Source organism: Tenacibaculum todarodis (assembly GCF_001889045.1).
Classification (GTDB): domain Bacteria; phylum Bacteroidota; class Bacteroidia; order Flavobacteriales; family Flavobacteriaceae; genus Polaribacter; species Polaribacter todarodis.
Window position 1 is genome coordinate 1,938,873 of the sequence record NZ_CP018155.1, and the last position, 16,408, is coordinate 1,955,280.

Below are 16,408 nucleotides of genomic sequence, written 5' to 3' on the forward strand. Positions count from 1 at the left end.
TCGGTCTTTTGCATCCCATCGCCTCGCGGCGTTAGCTGTAACTTAAAAAACATCCTGCAAACATTAAACAGATGGAAATAAAATTGAACAGAATTACATTTTTCTTCGCATTAATATTATTGACATCCTGTAATGGACAAATCAAAAAACAAAAGATTAACACAGACAACATTGTAAAAGGCAATACCGTAGCTGAACTTGGGAAAAGTATAATGGTTATCCATCAAGATAAGAACAATGATTATTGGTTCGGTAGTTGGGAAACAGGAGTTTATAAATACGATGGCAAGAAATTGACCAATTACACAACAAAACACGGTTTACCAAACAATAGAATTGACGAGATAAATGAGGATGAATTTGGCAACATATACTTTACCAGTTGTCACCCTAATTCTACGATAGTTAAGTTTGACGGAAGTACATTTACAACTTTATCACCAATAGTCAGTAATGATTGGAAACTTAAATCCACAGATATATGGTTTAAAAACACGTTCGGAAATGAGAAAGTGTATCGTTATGATGGAACTACTTTATATAAATTGCAGTTGCCCAAACCACAAAATCTTCCAAATCCTTTTGAAATTTACAGCATTTATAAAGACAAGAAAGGAAATATTTGGTTTGGAACAAACCCAGTTGGAGTTTGCCGATACGATGGAATATCATTTAATTGGATTACGGAAGACGATGTAACAGAATTTCGAAACGAGGGTGCCAACGGAGTGCGTTCTATTACTGAAGATAAAAATGGCGATTTTTGGTTCAATACTGAATATCGTTATAGCGTTTACGATAGCACAACATTAGAAAGCGAAAAATTTTACACAAGACACAAAAGTATTGGCAGTTTAGATGGAAAAAAGGACAGTAATTTAGACGAGTATCTTTCAAGTGCAATAAACAACAATAATGATTTATGGTTCGTAACATATCTTGATGGAGTTTGGAAATATGATGGAACAAAAGTAACTCACTATCCAGTTCAAGATAACTCGAAAGACATTTCATTATTCAGTATTTACAAAGACAATAATGGTGACCTATGGCTCGGAACACACCAAAACGGAGCATATAAATTTAATCGTAGAACATTTGAAAAATTTAAAAAATAACGAATGAAAAAAGCTACAGCTAACAAAGAACTGAGCTAAAAAACAACTCTTTCCTTCATTAAATTTGCACAATATTATTCTAGGCTCAAAATAAATTTACGTTCTATTTTGGGCTTTTATTATTTTATTTACTTCAACTTATTTTGTTAAAACTGAAACATGTGTTTCATCATAAGGCAAACCTGATTTTGCTATTGCAAAACTCTGTTTGATTAACTTATTTGAAACCGCTATTAAAGCTAATTTTTTACTCTTGCCTTTATTTACAATTCGTTCATAAATTTCTCGACATCCTTTATTATGCTTACATGCAGTAAACGAACACAGAAATAAAAGGTTTCGTAATTTTCTGTTACCAACTTTACTTATTCTACTTCTTCCTCTTACACTACTTCCTGATTCCCTAATTGTTGGCGTAATTCCTACGTAACTGCATAATTGTGATGAAGTTTCAAACTTCTTAAACCCATCTGTAACTACAATTAAAAATAAAGCTGTTTTTAAACCAATACCTGGTATACTTTGCAATAAACTTAATTGAGCCTGCTGGTCTTGTTTTACCAACGAAAGCAACTTTAATTCAACACCTTGTATCTCTTTATCTAAATGCTTTTTTGTTCGATTTAGTGAATGATAAACATATTTTGAAGGAAACCCTAAAACCTTTTATCCATGAATTTTATTCTTCGTGGCGGTTCGTTTCTTTATTAAATTATCTAACCATCTAAAGAGTTGTAAACATTCGCTTTGAACATCTGTTAAAGCTGTATACAATGGAACTTCATTAATTAATCCATACTCACAAATTGCTTTTGCATCACTTTTATCTATTTTCACTTTTGCTAATTTCATTTGAATGAAACGCTTTATAGACAAAGGATTTACCACAGAAACTAAGACTCCGTTTTTATATAGAAACTGCGCGAATCTGTAATGATAATAGCCTGTTACCTTCATAACAACTAACGATTCTTTAGGAAGATTTTTAAGAAAAGACACAAAACCTTTAGCATCATTTTTAAATTGATTATGACCACTTTTACTTCCAAAAATTTCCTTATATTTATTCATAAGAACTGATTTACGAAAGAATAACCTACTCTTTTCACAACAACTTGAAAACGAGATCTTGGTCTCACAGAACTGAACGTGATTTTTAGTAGAAAAGAGGGAGGATTATTAATGTTGTCGAAGTCTAAGCTTCACCGTGTATATTAAACTTAATGCTCTCTTTTATTCTTTCTGATTAAATATCAAATTTATTAAAAGACAAACTTAAGCCGTGTATAACATGTAGAATTAAAAATAATTAATATTAAAATCGCCAACAAATGTTGTCGTTTTTTTTTGTGCTAATACTAAAAAATAGCATTAGTTTTTCCGTTCTTTGTATTCCTTAAATGAAAATACAAAGAATCACATATTTATCTTTAGGTTCTAACCAAGGAAACAGGTTAGAAAATCTACAAAAAGCAATTAATATAATTGCAGATACTATTGGTGATGTTCAAAAAATAGCTTCTGTTTACACCACACAATCGGTTGGTTTTAAAGGTGATGATTTTTTAAATACGGTAATTAAAGTTACTACCTATTTACTACCTGAGACGTTAATGCAACAACTACTTTCTATTGAAAAGGAATTAGGTAGAACACGTTCTAATTCTGGCAATTACGAAAACAGAAAAATTGACTTAGATGTTTTATTATTAGATGATACAATTATATCTTCTGAAAATTTAATTGTTCCGCATCCTAGAATGTTAGATCGTAAATTTGTTTTAGTTCCACTAGTAGAAATTGCACCAGATATTTTACATCCAATAGAGAAAAAATCGCTATCTATTTGTTTGGAAAACTGTACAGATTCTTCTAAAATAAAAGTGATTCCAGAAATACTTGTGCGCCCAATTCCAATAACAGAAAAGTACAATTACATTGCTATTGAAGGGAATATTGGCGCAGGAAAAACATCTTTAGCTAATCTAATTTCTAATGAATTTAATGCCAAATTAGTTTTGGAACGCTTTGCAGACAATCCTTTTTTACCAAAGTTTTACGAAGATAATGAACGCTATGCTTTTCCGTTAGAAATGAGTTTTTTAGCCGATAGATATCAGCAATTGTCAGATGATTTAGCGCAGTTCGATTTGTTTAAAAACTTTATAGTTTCTGATTACTATATTTTTAAATCACTAATTTTTGCACAAGTTACTTTGCAAAAAGATGAATATAAATTGTACAGAAAAATGTTCGATTTAATGTATAAGGAAATTACTAAGCCAGATTTATATGTGTATTTATATCAAAATACGGGTAGATTATTAGCGAATATTAAAAATCGTGGTCGCGATTACGAACAAAATATTGAAGCTGAGTACCTACAAAAAATACATGATGGTTATAGTAATTTTATACAAACGCAACAAGATTTAAACATTTTAACTATTGATGTTTCTGATCTTGATTTTGTAAATAATCCAGAAGATTACCAAACCATTCTTAGGAAGATAAAAACACACACTAAACCTCAATAGCGATAGCAAGTATGTTGCGTTAGCGATTGAAGCGTTTGTTTGAGCTCTTTTTTGGTGGTTGAGCGTAGCCGAAACCCTAAAAAAAGCGAGTGCGGAAAGCGCGACCTGAAAGGTAACGCCCAATAATTATTTTTTAACTATCTCTAACTTTTCTGCAAAATACTCACAAAAATCTCTCATTGTTGCACTCATTTTCTGATCGTCGGTAGCGCGTTCAAAAGTACCTGCCATTGAGACTAAGGTTTGATGAAAAAATTGTTTCATTTCATCTACCGGCATGTCTTTGGTCCACAAATCCATACGAAGTGTGTCTTTAGCTTTAGAGTCCCAAACGGAAAGCATAATAGCTTTAGTTTCGGCATTAGTAACTCCGCCATCTTGTGCATTCCAAGAAATTTCTTCAGGAACTTTATTTTCGTCTAAGCCTACAGTAAATTTTATTTCAGAAGTGTGTTTTACAGCCATTATCGTCTTGGTTTGTATTTAGATTTTTTAAAGATTGTTTCTGTATCTAATTGTAATAATTGGCGCAAAGATACATCATTATTTTGCATATAAGAGCGTACAATTTGCCAACCAATCCAACCTCCAATTTGCCCTGGAGACTTGTTATCTTCGGCTAAATAGAACTTAGAAAATGGCGCTAAATCCATAAATCGTTTATCTAATTTTGCATCTGTACTGTAGAGTAAATCTTTCTCTACAAAATATTTCCAAATTTGCTCTTCGTTTGCAACCGCCCAATTAAACTTTTCTTGAGAATAACCGGCTTTTTCATTGTCTGAAACCTTAGGTAAATATGCATCTAATAAATACATTTTTTTTCCTTCAATAATCATTTTACCTAAAAAAGTTCTTTCTGTATTGGCTAAAACTTGTTTTTCAATTACTGAATTAGCAACATCAACAATTATATGTTCTTTAGTGTTATTCTGTTTGATGTATTGTGGATAACTACCATAAAACTCGTGATTTTTACCCAAATAAGCATCTAAAGAAATTAGCAATAAGCTATCTGCATAAATTACTCTATTATCATAATCTATATTGGTAAGCATGGTAATAACATTAGGCGCTACAAACTTTGGATTGTAATATTTTACATGTTTAAATAGTGAGGTAAGTTGCTCTTTTAAAGAGGTAATACCTTTAAATTCTTTTTGTGTTTCTACAAATAATTCTTGCTCGTCTTTATTATTAATTTTATTAACCCAAACAGAGTCTTGAACTCCTTTTGGAAATAATAGCGGGTATTTATTTTTTAAGGTTTGAAGGTTATCTTTTGTTGAGGAATAAAAATCTACATCAAATCGATTTACAGAAAAATTGGCTGAAACATCAGAAACATCTACAATTGTTTTCGATTCTTTATCACAAGACAAAAAAAGAAGGGCAAGAAGAAAATAAAATAAAATTTTTCGCATTATATTAGCTATTCAGAATATAACGTCAAAAATAATAAAGAATTTCATTAAACTCTTTATTTAGTTTCCGAAACAAGTTCGGAATGATAATTAACAGGAAACTTCGAAGAAAAACTTCGAAGAACAATTTTAAAAAATAGTTTATCAATGAATACCGAGAAAGTTACCAATCATATTGTAAAATGGTTAAAAGAGTATGCTGAAAATGCAAAAGTAAAAGGTTTTGTTGTTGGTATTTCTGGCGGTATTGATTCTGCAGTAACATCTACTTTGTGTGCTAAAACTGGTTTTCCTACTTTATGTGTTGAATTGCCAATACACCAGGCAGAGAGTCAGGTAAACAGAGGAAATGAACATATTGCACAACTTAAAAAACGTTTTAAAAATGTTAGTGAAGCAGAAGTTAATTTAACTTCTACGTTTGAAGATTTTAAAACTAATGTTCCACAAACTGAAGATGCTGCCAAGGTTGCTTTAGCAGAAGCTAACACAAGAGCTCGTTTAAGAATGACAACCTTATATTATTTTGCAGGTTTACACGGTTATTTAGTTGCTGGTACAGGAAATAAAGTTGAAGATTTTGGTGTTGGGTTTTACACAAAATACGGAGATGGCGGTGTGGATTTGAGTCCAATTGCTGATTTGGTAAAGTCTGAAGTTTTTGCTTTAGCAGCACATTTAGAAGTTCCAGATTCTATACAAAACGCACAACCTACAGATGGTTTATTTGGTGATAGTAGAACTGATGAAGATCAAATTGGCGCTTCTTATGACGAACTAGAATGGGCTATGAAAATGCAAGATGAAGGTAAAGTTAATGCAGATTTTAATGGTAGGGAATTGGAAGTTTTTAAAATATACACAAGATTAAACAGCATAAATCAGCACAAAATGTTGCCAATACCTGTTTGTGAAATCCCTAATGACTTAAAGTAAATTAGCTTGTATCATTAATTTCTTTATACGTCTATACGTTCTTTTTTTAGAGCCAGTAAAAATAATATGAAACGGCAATAAAATAAAGTGCGCTACAACAAGTAAAATTTGATAAATAGTATACATTTTTATTTCTTTTTGGTATACTTATGACACCCAAAGACTTAAAAAGTCACAATTAACAAAATAACAAGCTGAAACTTAAAGTAAGTTTGCAGCTATCATTGTTTTTTTAATTTTACGATATGCTCGCTTTTTTGATCCTGTTGAAATAACATCAAAAGGAAGAACTATTATTAGCTTAAGCAGCTTCAATATTTGAAGTACTCTTTTCATAATTTATATTTTTAAATTCTTTTTCACGGAAATTTTAGAATCCAAAGATAGTTAAAAAAAAGAGTAAAAATACTAATTTACAATTAGTTAACATTAAAACAAGGAAAACACTTAAACTGAAATAGTTAAATTACCCTGTTTAATTTCTCGTATAATTTAATTTTAAGATTGGTGTAATCTTGTATTAACTCTAGGTTAATAATAGGTTTTTCCTCGGAAGGATCTGGAGTAATTAAGTCTTTAATTTTACGATCTATTAATACTCTACGAATATTAAAAACTGCATCTGAGATTAATTTTGGTAAGATTTTACTTGCTTCGGTTACATAGATGTTTTTACGTTCCCAATCGCTTAATTGTCTTTTAGGATTTTCTTCATCCATTAAAATAGAAGTAACCAAAGATGTTACCTCTACATTTTGATGGCTTGTAAGTTGAGCTACATCTATTTTTTCAGCTTGATTTAACTGATGTATCATCTCAAAATAAACTTCTTGAAAAAGCGGATTTGTAAACTCAATCTCATCGTCTTGCAAGTGTAAATAGACTTCTTTTGAAACTTGATTTGTATGACTTTCTTTTTCAATTGTCACCTTACCATTTTCATCTTCAACTTCAATAAAATCAACAAAATCTGCTTCTTCATTTCCGTATAAAAGTAAAATTCTAATAATTTCTTTTTCTAAAATTAAAAGCTGATCTATTTTTTCTGAAGAAACACCACCTTTAACCAAGCCCATTTGCGCTTGTTCTTGTTCTAGAAAATACTCTGGCGGCGGTTCATTTGGATCTACATTAGAATTACTTCTTGAACTTGTTTTCTTTCGCTGATTAGCAGCTTCTTTACTTATAATTTGTGCTAACTCACTAAATAAAACACGTTCAGAAATGTCCATAATATTAGAACATTCTTGCACGTACACTTCTCGTTGAATTGCATCTGGAATTTTAGAAATACTGGTAACAATATCTCTTATTAATCCAGCTTTTTTAACCGGATCATTATTTGCTTCTTTTAATAAAAGTGATACTTTAAAATTGATAAAATCTTTCGCAGAAGTATCTAAATATTCTTTTAATTCGGCATCAGAATGTGATTTTGCAAAACTATCTGGATCTTCTCCATCAGGAAACTGAACCACTTTTACGTTCATTCCTTGCTCTAAAATTAAATCTATTCCACGAATGGAAGCCCTAATTCCGGCAGCATCACCATCAAAAAGTACAGTAATATTTTTTGTTAATCTATTTACCAATCTAATTTGATCTGATGTTAAAGCTGTTCCTGAAGAGGCAACAACATTTTCTACTCCAGATTGATTAAAAGAAATTACATCTGTATAACCTTCAACCAAATAACAATTATCTTGTTTGGCTATTTCTTTTTTTGCTTGATAAATTCCGTACAGAATTTTACTCTTATGATAAATATCACTTTCGGGTGAATTTAAGTATTTAGCGGCTTTTTTATCGTTGGTAAGAATTCTTCCACCAAAACCTAAAATTCTACCAGACATTGAGTGAATTGGAAACAAAACACGGCCTTTAAATCGATCGAATTGTTTACCACCTTCTTTAACAATTGTTAAACCAGTGGAAGCTAAGTATTTTATATCGTATCCTTTATCTAAAGCTGCATTTGTAAAGTTATCCCATTCATCTTTACAATATCCTAATTCAAACTTTTTTATCGTTTCTTCTGTAAATCCACGTTCTTTAAAATAACTGTAACCAATTGCTTTACCTTGTTGAGAATTTAGCATTAAATCATGAAAATAATCTTTGGCAAACTTAGACACCAAAAACATACTTTCTCGTTCGTTAATTTTCTCTTTTTCCTCGTTAGTTTGTTCGGTTTCTTCAATTTCTATATTGTACTTTTTTGCCAACCAACGTATGGCTTCTGGATACGAATAATGCTCGTGTTCCATTAAAAAAGAAATTGCATTTCCACCTTTTCCTGTAGAAAAATCTTTCCAGATTTGTTTTACTGGAGACACCATAAATGATGGTGATTTTTCATCTACAAAGGGACTTAATCCTTTAAAGTTACTTCCAGCTTTTTTTAGCTGAACAAATTCACCAATAACCTCCTCTACTCTTGCAGTTTCAAAAACACGGTCTATGGTTTGTTTGGTTATCATAAGATTACAAATGTAAAAAAAACCTCACAGATTTTATACACTGTGAGGTTTGTCTTTTGGGTATTATATTTTTCTAAGAAGCTGCTCTTAGTTTTTTAAGTGTTGTATTTGTCAATTTACTTTCTGCATATGCTAAATCTACTACAAACTCTTTTTCGTCAGAACTTGGTAAATCGAACATTGCATCGGTTAAAATAGCTTCACAAAGTGAACGTAATCCACGAGCTCCAAGCTTATACTCAACTGCTTTTCCAACAATATAAAGAAGCGCATCTTCTGTCATAGAAAAAGCAACATCATCCATTGCAAAAAGCTTTGTATATTGCTTAATTATTGAATTTTTAGGCTCAGTTAAAATTGCTCTTAATGTATTAGCATCTAACGGATTCATATAACTTAACACTGGTAAACGACCAATAATTTCTGGTATTAACCCAAATGCTTTTAAATCTGAAGGAATGATGTATTGTAATAAATTATCATCATCTACTTTATCATCATCTAAAGAAGCGCTAAAACCAACAGCTTGCATATTTAAACGCTTGCTGATTATTCTATCAATTCCAGAAAATGCGCCACCTGCAATAAATAAAATATCTTTAGTATCTACTTGAATAAATTTTTGATCTGGATGTTTTCTTCCTCCTTTTGGCGCAACATTTACAACTGTACCTTCCAATAATTTTAATAAAGCTTGTTGAACTCCTTCTCCAGAAACATCTCTTGTTATTGAAGGATTATCTCCTTTACGAGCTATTTTATCTATTTCATCAATAAATACAATTCCTCTTTGTGCTTTTATTACATCGTAATCTGCAGCTTGTAATAAACGGCTTAAAATACTTTCAACATCTTCTCCAACATAACCTGCTTGTGTTAAAACGGTTGCATCAACAATTGAAAATGGCACGTTTAACATTTTAGCAATTGTTCTTGCTACTAAAGTTTTTCCTGTACCCGTTTCTCCAACTAAAACAATGTTAGATTTTTCTATTTCTACTTCATTTTCTTCGTCTTTTACTTGTAACAATCTTTTATAGTGATTGTAAACAGCAACTGACATCGATTTTTTGGTTTGATCTTGTCCAATGATATATTCATCTAAAAACGCCTTAATTTCTTTTGGTTTTTTTAACGTTAAATCTTTAGATAAACTCGTAGAGGTTGCTTCGGCTATTTCTTCTTCTACAATACCATGTGCTTGTTCAATACATTTATCGCAAATATGTGCATCTACACCTGCAATAAGCAAATCTGTTTCTGGTTTTTTACGACCACAAAACGAGCATTGTAAGTTTTCTTCTTTCGACATTTTATCCTTCTTTTATGATGAGATTCCTGCTTTCGCAGGAATGACAAACTTGTATTATTTTCTTGTTAAAATTTCGTCTACCATTCCGTAAGCTTTTGCTTCGTCTGCTTTCATCCAATAATCTCTGTCTGAATCGTGATCAACTTTTTCTACTGTTTGACCAGAATGTTTTGCTATAATTTGATACAATTCATCTTTTAACTTTAAGATTTCACGAGCTGTAATTTCTATGTCAGATGCTTGCCCTTGCGCGCCACCTAATGGTTGATGAATCATAACTCTTGAGTGTGGTAAAGCTGATCTTTTTCCTGGTGCTCCTGCACACATTAAAACTGCTCCCATTGATGCTGCCATTCCTGTACAAATTGTTGCTACATCTGGTTTTATAAACTGCATAGTGTCATAAATACCTAAACCTGCATAAACGCCTCCTCCTGGAGAATTAATGTATATTGAAATATCTTTGCTTGCGTCTACACTTTCTAAAAATAATAATTGCGCTTGAATAACATTTGCTACTTGGTCGTTAATTCCTGTACCAAGAAATATAATTCTATCCATCATTAAACGAGAAAAAACATCCATTTGAGTAATGTTCATTTGACGTTCTTCCATAATATATGGCGTTAAACTACTTGTTATTTTACCTAAGTATGTGCTGTTAATTCCGTGATGTTTTGTTGCGTATTTTTCGAACTCTTTTCCGTAATCCATTTTGAGTTTTATTTTAGTTATAAGTTGTAAAGATACGAAGATTTTGTCTTTTAGACTATTAGATTTGTAGATACAAGAAATAAGACTTTAAATCAATGTTTTAAAGAAGTAGATTCCTTTGTGACGAGGATGAAACATGTGGTTTTCTTTAGTTTTTTTCTTTTTTCCATTGATGAAAAAACTGAATCAAGATCAGCTCAGGCTTCAATAAAAAAACACCAATTGCAGCATGTTTATTTAAGCCCACATTAAAACACCCCTAAAGTCCCCTCAAGGGGACAATTGCAAACGAATTTACTTTTATTTTTTTAAGGTATTGTAATTACTTTTATACTTAAAATAAAGAAGAAATTAACCAACTGAAATAACAATTGGTTAATAAATACGCCCGCGTTAGCGATTGAAGCGTTTGTTTGAGCTCTTTTTGAGGCACGAAAAAAAGCGAGTGCGGAAAGCGCGACCTGAAAGGTAACGCCCATATTTCGACTACGCTCAATACAAGAAAAAACCGACACTTTCGCATCGGTTTTTAGGTTTTGAAAGATTCTGAAACGAGTTCAGAATGACAAATAAACAAGGTTTATTTGTAAACTTCTTTGATAAAGTCTTCGTAAGAAACTTCTTTAGTCTTGAAATTCATATTCTCTTTGTAAAAAGTCAATAATTTTTGACTAATCAATTGAGATTGTAACTTCTGAGCTTCTTCTTGGTTTTGTAAGATTCTACCAGCAATATCATCCAATTCTTTTTCTTCTGGATTCATGTTACCAAATTGTGCCATTTGCGTGCGGATAAATCCTTTTGCGTAGTCTACCAATTCTTTATAATCTAACTTGATATCGTTATCCTTCATAATCTTTCCTTCGATTAATTGGTAACGTAAACCTTTTTCAGATTTTGTGTATTCTGCAGTTGCTTCTTCAGCTGTTAATTCTTTTTCGCCAGCTGTTGCTAACCATTTTTGTAAGAACTCTGCTGGTAAATCGAACTTTGTATTTTCTACTAAGTTTTCAGTTACTGCGTTTAATAACTGCTGATCTCCTTGTTGTTGAAACTGCTTTTCTGCGTCTTCTTTAATTTTTTCTCTTAATTCAGAAACAGTATTTACACTTCCGTCAGCAAATAATTTATCGAACAATTCTTTGTCTAAATCTGCTGGTTCTGTTTTTGTAATATCTTCTACAGTTAAGGTAACTTTGATGTCTAAATCGTGAATTTCTTCATGAGAAACACCCAAAATGTGCTGTAATTTGTGATCGTCTTCAAATAATTTTTTAGTATCTAATTCGATAACATCACCAACTTTAGCGCCTATTACTTTCTTTTCGTTTTTCTTTCCTTTTAAATCGTTTACTAAGAATGTAGATTTTTTCTCAATTCCTTTTTCTTCGTTTACAAAAGTACCTGTTACATTAGCGTGCTCTGTTGCTGCCTCTAAAGGAGACATTTTACCGTAACGAGATTGAATATTTTCTACTTCTTTGTCTATTAATTCATCTGTAGCAACAATATTATATTGTGTTACTTTATTTTTAGATTTTAAGTTTACATCAAATTCTGGTGCTAAACCTAATTCAAATTCAAAAGAAAACTCATCAGCATCCCAGTTAAAATCTTCTTTTACTCTTGGTAATGGATTTCCTAAGATATCTAATTTTTCTTCTACTAAAAACTTGTTTAAAGACTCTTGTAAAAGCTTATTTACTTCATCAATCATTACAGATTTACCGTATTGTTTCTTAACCATTCCCATTGGCACATGACCTTTTCTAAAACCAGGAATGTTGGCTGTTTTACGATAATTTGATAATACTTTTGCTACAGCGTCATTATAATCTTCTGCTACAATATTTACTTTTACAACTGCGTTTAACGCATCTACATTTTCTTTTGTGATATTCATCTTAAAATATGTTTCTTTAAAATCGGGTGCAAAATTACGTTTTTATTTATTTAGAAACAAGACAATTAGACACAAGAATAAAGACTTTTTAGTTTCGTTTTTAAGTCTTGAAGCTTGATTTTAAACATCTTGAATCTCTTTTTTATTTTTCTTCTTTCAATAATGAAAACAGGAATGATCTAAAAATAGACAACAATACACTAAATAAAAGTGCTGTTAAAAATCCGCTTACGGCAAAACCTGTTATTAAATTACCTACCAATAAAATTATACAAGCATTTATTACAAAGAGAAACAAACCCAATGTTAGTATGGTAACTGGCAATGTAAACAATACCAATAATGGACGCACAAACATGTTTAATAAGGATATTGTTACCGCTACCAAAATTGCTGTTCCATAATTTGCTACGGTTATTCCTGGTAACATTTGTGATAATACAACCACCGCAACGGCAGTTAATAAGAGTTTTAAAAATATTTTCATACTTAATTTAAAGCGATAACTATACCAAAGTTAAAAAACTGCAGTTTTGGCAGTTTCTGCTTTATAATTTGGTTTGTATCTAAACTTAAAAAAATATAACTTCGCTAACTCCTGATATATCGAATTAAAACTCGGCATATCATTTAAGTTGTAAAACATACCGAAGAAAAATTCGGCTTTCAAAATAAACATCTGAAATTTTTGAAAATAGTAACTTTTAAGTTACCTTTGTCTGAATGGAAAAAGTTAGGCAAGTAATACAATATAAAAATTATTTCGAGGAGTTTTTGCTTGCTCAGCCGAAAAAGGTTCAAGACAAAATATTTAAGGTCATTGAAATAATCGAAACCTATCAGCACGTGCCGAAAACATATTTGGCACCAATGAAAACTCAAAAAGGACTATTTGAAGCCCGAATAAAATTAGGCTCGAATATTTGGCGAGTTTTTTGCTTCTTCGACAAAGGTAAGTTAGTTATACTCTTAAACGGATTTACAAAAAAGACGCAGAAAACACCAAAAAAAGAAATCGACAAAGCTGTCCGATTAATGAAAGAGTATTACGAAGAAAAAAACAAAGGAAATGGAAACTAAAAGCTGGAAAGACATTAAAGATACCGTTTACGGAAAAAAAGGAACGGAACGTAGAGACGAACTCGACAGAGATTTTGAGTCATTTAAAATCGGTTTACTTTTACGAAATGCACGAGAAGAAAAAAATCTGACTCAAGAGCAACTTGGCGAATTGATTGACAAAAAGCGAACTTATATTTCTCGTGTAGAAAATAATGGAAGTAATCTGACTTTAAAAACCTTATTTGATATCGTTGAGAAAGGACTTGGCGGAAAAGTCAATATTTCAATCGAAGTCTGACATAAAGTACGTTTTACAACAACGTGTATAATTAATGGCTAGTTCAAGCTTACTTACGAAAATCCTCGCGGATTTTCTATCTGGTTTTTATTTGCTAAATTAGGTGCGTGGAACACGCCACTAATCATACACAAAACCGTTAGCGAACGCTCAAAATTTACCTCTAAATCAATGACAACAATCCCTTTTAAAGATAAATTAAAATTTGCACTAGTATCTTTAAAAAAGAATGCTCCAATTTTACTTCTTTGTTTACCATTTATTATTGTTGGCTCTATTGTTATATATTTTGCTGCTAAAACAAATCTCTCCGCTTACATATTAATTTTTGGAACCTTATTTATTGGAATCCCTCTCTTTATCATCTTTTACACAATGCCATCTAGTTTACTATATTATTATGAACAAGAAATGGCTAAAAAATACGGTTATTACTCAAAAGGAACCGTAACACATAAAGAAATAGAAGATACTTCTTACACCCAAAAAGAAGGCAGTAAAATAAACAAGATTGAAGAATTTAATTACCTAGTTTCTTACACTTTCAATTACAGAAACAAAACATACAACAATAGTTTTTATGTTGATGAAAAAACCGTCTTTAACAAGATTGAATTAGGAGATTCTATTTCGATAAAATTCTTAAGATCAGACCCTAAAAAAGCAACTGTTATTACAAGAAGTTTACCTAAAAAAGATGTAGAAAAATGATTAAATTCTTAAAAACAAGCACCATCATTATACTTGTTATTTTACTAATTATAACCTTAATTTTAATTTCATTTAAATCAATGATTTCAATTATTGCAGCTTCTACAGGTGTAATATTCATGTATTATTTAATAGTCTTATTTTTAATTTTTCTATTAAATAAAAAGGCCGAGAATAAAGTTTTACTAATTATTGTTTGGATACTTTTTTTAACACCAATAATTTGGGGATTAATACATCCTGAAAGTTTATTTGAACTAACAATGCCTAAACTAAATTTAGACATGAAGTAAGTTTTCTTACTTCAGAAAAGCAGCAACTTCAGTATAAAAATCTGTTGGGTTTTCTGCATGCAACCAATGACCTGCATTGGCAATCGATACAATTTTAGAGTTTGGAAAATGAGCTTCTATAATTGGTTCTTCATTTGCAGAAATATAACCAGAGTTTTCACCTTTTAAAAACAACGTTTCCCCTTCAAAAGTTGTGAATGAAGGTAAAGCTACTCCAACTTCATTATTATTTTCGGTAAGTGATTCTAAGTTAAAACGGAATGCTAATTGCCCTTTTTCTTTCCAAAACAAACTTTTACTTAAAAAACCACGAACTCCAATTTCTGGAATTAATGTAGCCAACTGTGCATCAACTAATTTTCTAGAATTATGAATAGAAAAATCAACAGAATTTAACGCATCTAAAATATCGTGATGATGTGGCGGGTACATTCTTGGAGAAATATCTGCAACTACTAATTTATCTACTAATTCAGGATATTCAACAGCAAACAACATTACTGTTTTTCCGCCCATGGAATGCCCAAGTAAATTAACGCTTTCTAATTGATAATGAACAATATAGTTATGTAAATCTTCAACCATTAACTCATAATCGAAAGCATCTGAATGAAAACTACGACCGTGATTTCTTTGATCTATTAAATGAACTTCAAAACCGTCTTCTGCAAATTTATTCGCATGAGTTTTCCAATTATCGCCCATTCCAAAATAACCGTGTAAAATTAACAACGGTTTTCCTTCGCCAAGGATTCTTGAATGTAGTATTAAATTATTAGACATTTGAACTATTAGATTATTAGATTTCTCAATCGCTTAAAAAAGCTTATTTAGAAATGACAATTATATATTTTAATAATGGACGACTGAAAACTTCTACTGCTTATTAAAAACTACTTCAATCTATGTAAATACATATTAACAACGTTTTCCAACCCTAAATACAAGCTTTCTGCAATTAAAGCATGCCCGATTGAAACTTCGGCTAAATTTGGAATATTTTGTTTGAAGAACTTAATGTTTTCTAAACTTAAATCGTGACCAGCATTTATACCTAAACCTAAATCGTGTGCTAAAATAGCAGCTTCCGTATATGGTTTTACCGCATCTTTATTTCCTAAATCGAATTGTGTAGCAAATTCTTCTGTGTACAATTCAATTCTATCTGCACCGGTTTTTGCTGCAGCTTCAATCAATTTTAAATCAGTATCAATAAAAATTGAAGTTCTAATTCCGTTGTTTTTAAACTCTGCAATAACCTCTTGTAAATAAGATTGATGCTTTACAGTATCCCAACCTGCATTAGACGTAATTTGACCAATAGTATCAGGAACTAAAGTAACTTGGGTTGGTTTTACTGCTAAAACTAATTCCATAAATTTATCAATCGGGTTTCCTTCAATATTATATTCCGTAGTAACAATTGGTTTTAAATCGTATGCATCTTGATATTTAATGTGTCTTTCATCTGGTCTTGGGTGAATTGTAATTCCTTCCGCACCAAACTCTTGAATATCTGTCGCCACCTTAATTAAATTAGGTACATCCCCACCACGAGAATTACGTAATGTTGCTATTTTATTAATATTTACACTTAACTTTGTCATCTTATATTTTAAA

At 31.1% G+C, this 16,408-nt stretch carries 16 protein-coding genes and 1 pseudogene; 7 read left to right on the plus strand and 10 right to left on the minus strand.

The genetic code is table 11. The features are described 5' to 3' along the window. Positions 1-71: 71 nt before the first annotated feature. Positions 72-1,118 carry a ligand-binding sensor domain-containing protein gene (locus tag LPB136_RS08785; RefSeq protein ID WP_083426207.1) on the plus strand — a complete coding sequence of 349 codons (1,047 nt, stop codon included), beginning with the start codon at positions 72-74 and terminating at the stop codon, positions 1,116-1,118. A gap of 138 nt (positions 1,119-1,256) precedes the next feature. On the opposite strand, the pseudogene LPB136_RS08790 reads toward LPB136_RS08785, so the two are convergent. After that, positions 1,257-2,189, minus strand: a pseudogene (locus LPB136_RS08790) (IS110 family RNA-guided transposase). 329 nt (positions 2,190-2,518) lie between these two features. Between LPB136_RS08790 and folK the strand changes: the two are divergent. Beyond that, positions 2,519-3,655, plus strand: a complete 1,137-nt coding sequence (folK, locus tag LPB136_RS08795) for a 2-amino-4-hydroxy-6-hydroxymethyldihydropteridine diphosphokinase (protein ID WP_072555961.1) — start codon at positions 2,519-2,521, stop codon at positions 3,653-3,655. A gap of 126 nt (positions 3,656-3,781) precedes the next feature. On the opposite strand, the gene gldC is transcribed toward folK, so the two are convergent. Together gldC and gldB are read right to left on the minus strand one after the other, a co-directional pair. Then, a complete protein-coding gene (gene gldC / locus LPB136_RS08800) occupies positions 3,782-4,120 on the minus strand; it encodes a gliding motility protein GldC (protein WP_072555962.1) in 339 nt (112 codons plus the stop codon). Continuing rightward, a complete protein-coding gene (gene gldB / locus LPB136_RS08805) occupies positions 4,120-5,079 on the minus strand; it encodes a gliding motility lipoprotein GldB (protein ID WP_072555963.1) in 960 nt (319 codons plus the stop codon). The genes gldC and gldB overlap by 1 nt, the downstream gene beginning before the upstream one ends. 147 nt (positions 5,080-5,226) lie before the next feature. Here gldB and nadE point away from each other — a divergent pair, with 147 nt between their 5' ends. After that, on the plus strand, positions 5,227-6,015 hold the full coding sequence (gene nadE, locus LPB136_RS08810; RefSeq protein WP_072555964.1) for an NAD(+) synthase: 789 nt from the start codon (positions 5,227-5,229) through the stop codon (positions 6,013-6,015). A gap of 461 nt (positions 6,016-6,476) precedes the next feature. On the opposite strand, the gene dnaG is transcribed toward nadE, so the two are convergent. The 5 genes from dnaG to LPB136_RS08835 all read right to left on the minus strand — a co-directional run bounded on the left by dnaG (position 6,477) and on the right by LPB136_RS08835 (position 12,911). Then, a complete protein-coding gene (gene dnaG, locus LPB136_RS08815) occupies positions 6,477-8,495 on the minus strand; it encodes a DNA primase (protein WP_072555965.1) in 2,019 nt (672 codons plus the stop codon). A 73-nt stretch (positions 8,496-8,568) separates the two neighbouring features. Beyond that, positions 8,569-9,807 carry an ATP-dependent Clp protease ATP-binding subunit ClpX gene (gene clpX / locus LPB136_RS08820; RefSeq protein ID WP_072555966.1) on the minus strand — a complete coding sequence of 413 codons (1,239 nt, stop codon included), beginning with the start codon at positions 9,805-9,807 and terminating at the stop codon, positions 8,569-8,571. Positions 9,808-9,861: 54 nt separating this feature from the next. Beyond that, on the minus strand, positions 9,862-10,521 hold the full coding sequence (gene clpP, locus LPB136_RS08825) for an ATP-dependent Clp endopeptidase proteolytic subunit ClpP (protein ID WP_072555967.1): 660 nt from the start codon (positions 10,519-10,521) through the stop codon (positions 9,862-9,864). Between the two features lie 580 nt (positions 10,522-11,101). After that, on the minus strand, positions 11,102-12,424 hold the full coding sequence (gene tig, locus LPB136_RS08830; protein ID WP_072555968.1) for a trigger factor: 1,323 nt from the start codon (positions 12,422-12,424) through the stop codon (positions 11,102-11,104). A 142-nt stretch (positions 12,425-12,566) separates the two neighbouring features. Further along, positions 12,567-12,911: a phage holin family protein gene (locus tag LPB136_RS08835; RefSeq protein WP_072555969.1), complete on the minus strand. Its 345-nt coding sequence runs from the start codon at positions 12,909-12,911 to the stop codon at positions 12,567-12,569. 236 nt (positions 12,912-13,147) lie between these two features. On the opposite strand from LPB136_RS08835, the gene LPB136_RS08840 reads away from it, so the two are divergent. The 4 genes from LPB136_RS08840 to LPB136_RS08855 all read left to right on the plus strand — a co-directional run bounded on the left by LPB136_RS08840 (position 13,148) and on the right by LPB136_RS08855 (position 14,788). Beyond that, complete coding sequence (locus LPB136_RS08840) at positions 13,148-13,504, plus strand: type II toxin-antitoxin system RelE/ParE family toxin (RefSeq protein WP_072555970.1); 357 nt, start codon at positions 13,148-13,150, stop codon at positions 13,502-13,504. Further along, the gene (locus LPB136_RS08845) at positions 13,494-13,784 is read left to right on the plus strand and encodes a helix-turn-helix domain-containing protein (protein ID WP_042247315.1); all 291 of its coding nucleotides are present in this window, start codon (positions 13,494-13,496) and stop codon (positions 13,782-13,784) included. The genes LPB136_RS08840 and LPB136_RS08845 overlap by 11 nt, the downstream gene beginning before the upstream one ends. A gap of 171 nt (positions 13,785-13,955) precedes the next feature. Continuing rightward, the gene (locus tag LPB136_RS08850; protein WP_072555971.1) at positions 13,956-14,495 is read left to right on the plus strand and encodes a hypothetical protein; all 540 of its coding nucleotides are present in this window, start codon (positions 13,956-13,958) and stop codon (positions 14,493-14,495) included. Then, entirely contained in the window at positions 14,492-14,788 is a 297-nt protein-coding gene (locus LPB136_RS08855) for a hypothetical protein (RefSeq protein WP_072555972.1), read from the plus strand. The genes LPB136_RS08850 and LPB136_RS08855 overlap by 4 nt, the downstream gene beginning before the upstream one ends. A gap of 6 nt (positions 14,789-14,794) precedes the next feature. Here LPB136_RS08855 and LPB136_RS08860 read toward each other — a convergent pair whose 3' ends face one another. Together LPB136_RS08860 and LPB136_RS08865 are read right to left on the minus strand one after the other, a co-directional pair. Further along, on the minus strand, positions 14,795-15,571 hold the full coding sequence (locus LPB136_RS08860; protein WP_072555973.1) for an alpha/beta fold hydrolase: 777 nt from the start codon (positions 15,569-15,571) through the stop codon (positions 14,795-14,797). A gap of 110 nt (positions 15,572-15,681) precedes the next feature. Beyond that, positions 15,682-16,395, minus strand: a complete 714-nt coding sequence (locus LPB136_RS08865; protein WP_072555974.1) for a pyridoxine 5'-phosphate synthase — start codon at positions 16,393-16,395, stop codon at positions 15,682-15,684. Positions 16,396-16,408: the final 13 nt, after the last annotated feature.

Excerpts from the sequence above, each read along its gene's own strand:
- gldC (WP_072555962.1), bottom strand. The coding sequence starts at position 4,120 with ATGGCTGTAAAACACACTTCTGAAATAAAATTTACTGTAGGCTTAGAC.
- clpX (WP_072555966.1), bottom strand. The coding sequence starts at position 9,807 with ATGTCGAAAGAAGAAAACTTACAATGCTCGTTTTGTGGTCGTAAAAAA.
- LPB136_RS08855 (WP_072555972.1), top strand. The coding sequence starts at position 14,492 with ATGATTAAATTCTTAAAAACAAGCACCATCATTATACTTGTTATTTTA.
- dnaG (WP_072555965.1), bottom strand. The coding sequence starts at position 8,495 with ATGATAACCAAACAAACCATAGACCGTGTTTTTGAAACTGCAAGAGTA.
- gldB (WP_072555963.1), bottom strand. The coding sequence starts at position 5,079 with ATGCGAAAAATTTTATTTTATTTTCTTCTTGCCCTTCTTTTTTTGTCT.
- folK (WP_072555961.1), top strand. The coding sequence starts at position 2,519 with ATGAAAATACAAAGAATCACATATTTATCTTTAGGTTCTAACCAAGGA.
- LPB136_RS08840 (WP_072555970.1), top strand. The coding sequence starts at position 13,148 with ATGGAAAAAGTTAGGCAAGTAATACAATATAAAAATTATTTCGAGGAG.
- LPB136_RS08835 (WP_072555969.1), bottom strand. The coding sequence starts at position 12,911 with ATGAAAATATTTTTAAAACTCTTATTAACTGCCGTTGCGGTGGTTGTA.
- LPB136_RS08860 (WP_072555973.1), bottom strand. The coding sequence starts at position 15,571 with ATGTCTAATAATTTAATACTACATTCAAGAATCCTTGGCGAAGGAAAA.
- nadE (WP_072555964.1), top strand. The coding sequence starts at position 5,227 with ATGAATACCGAGAAAGTTACCAATCATATTGTAAAATGGTTAAAAGAG.
- LPB136_RS08850 (WP_072555971.1), top strand. The coding sequence starts at position 13,956 with ATGACAACAATCCCTTTTAAAGATAAATTAAAATTTGCACTAGTATCT.
- LPB136_RS08785 (WP_083426207.1), top strand. The coding sequence starts at position 72 with ATGGAAATAAAATTGAACAGAATTACATTTTTCTTCGCATTAATATTA.
- tig (WP_072555968.1), bottom strand. The coding sequence starts at position 12,424 with ATGAATATCACAAAAGAAAATGTAGATGCGTTAAACGCAGTTGTAAAA.
- clpP (WP_072555967.1), bottom strand. The coding sequence starts at position 10,521 with ATGGATTACGGAAAAGAGTTCGAAAAATACGCAACAAAACATCACGGA.
- LPB136_RS08865 (WP_072555974.1), bottom strand. The coding sequence starts at position 16,395 with ATGACAAAGTTAAGTGTAAATATTAATAAAATAGCAACATTACGTAAT.
- LPB136_RS08845 (WP_042247315.1), top strand. The coding sequence starts at position 13,494 with ATGGAAACTAAAAGCTGGAAAGACATTAAAGATACCGTTTACGGAAAA.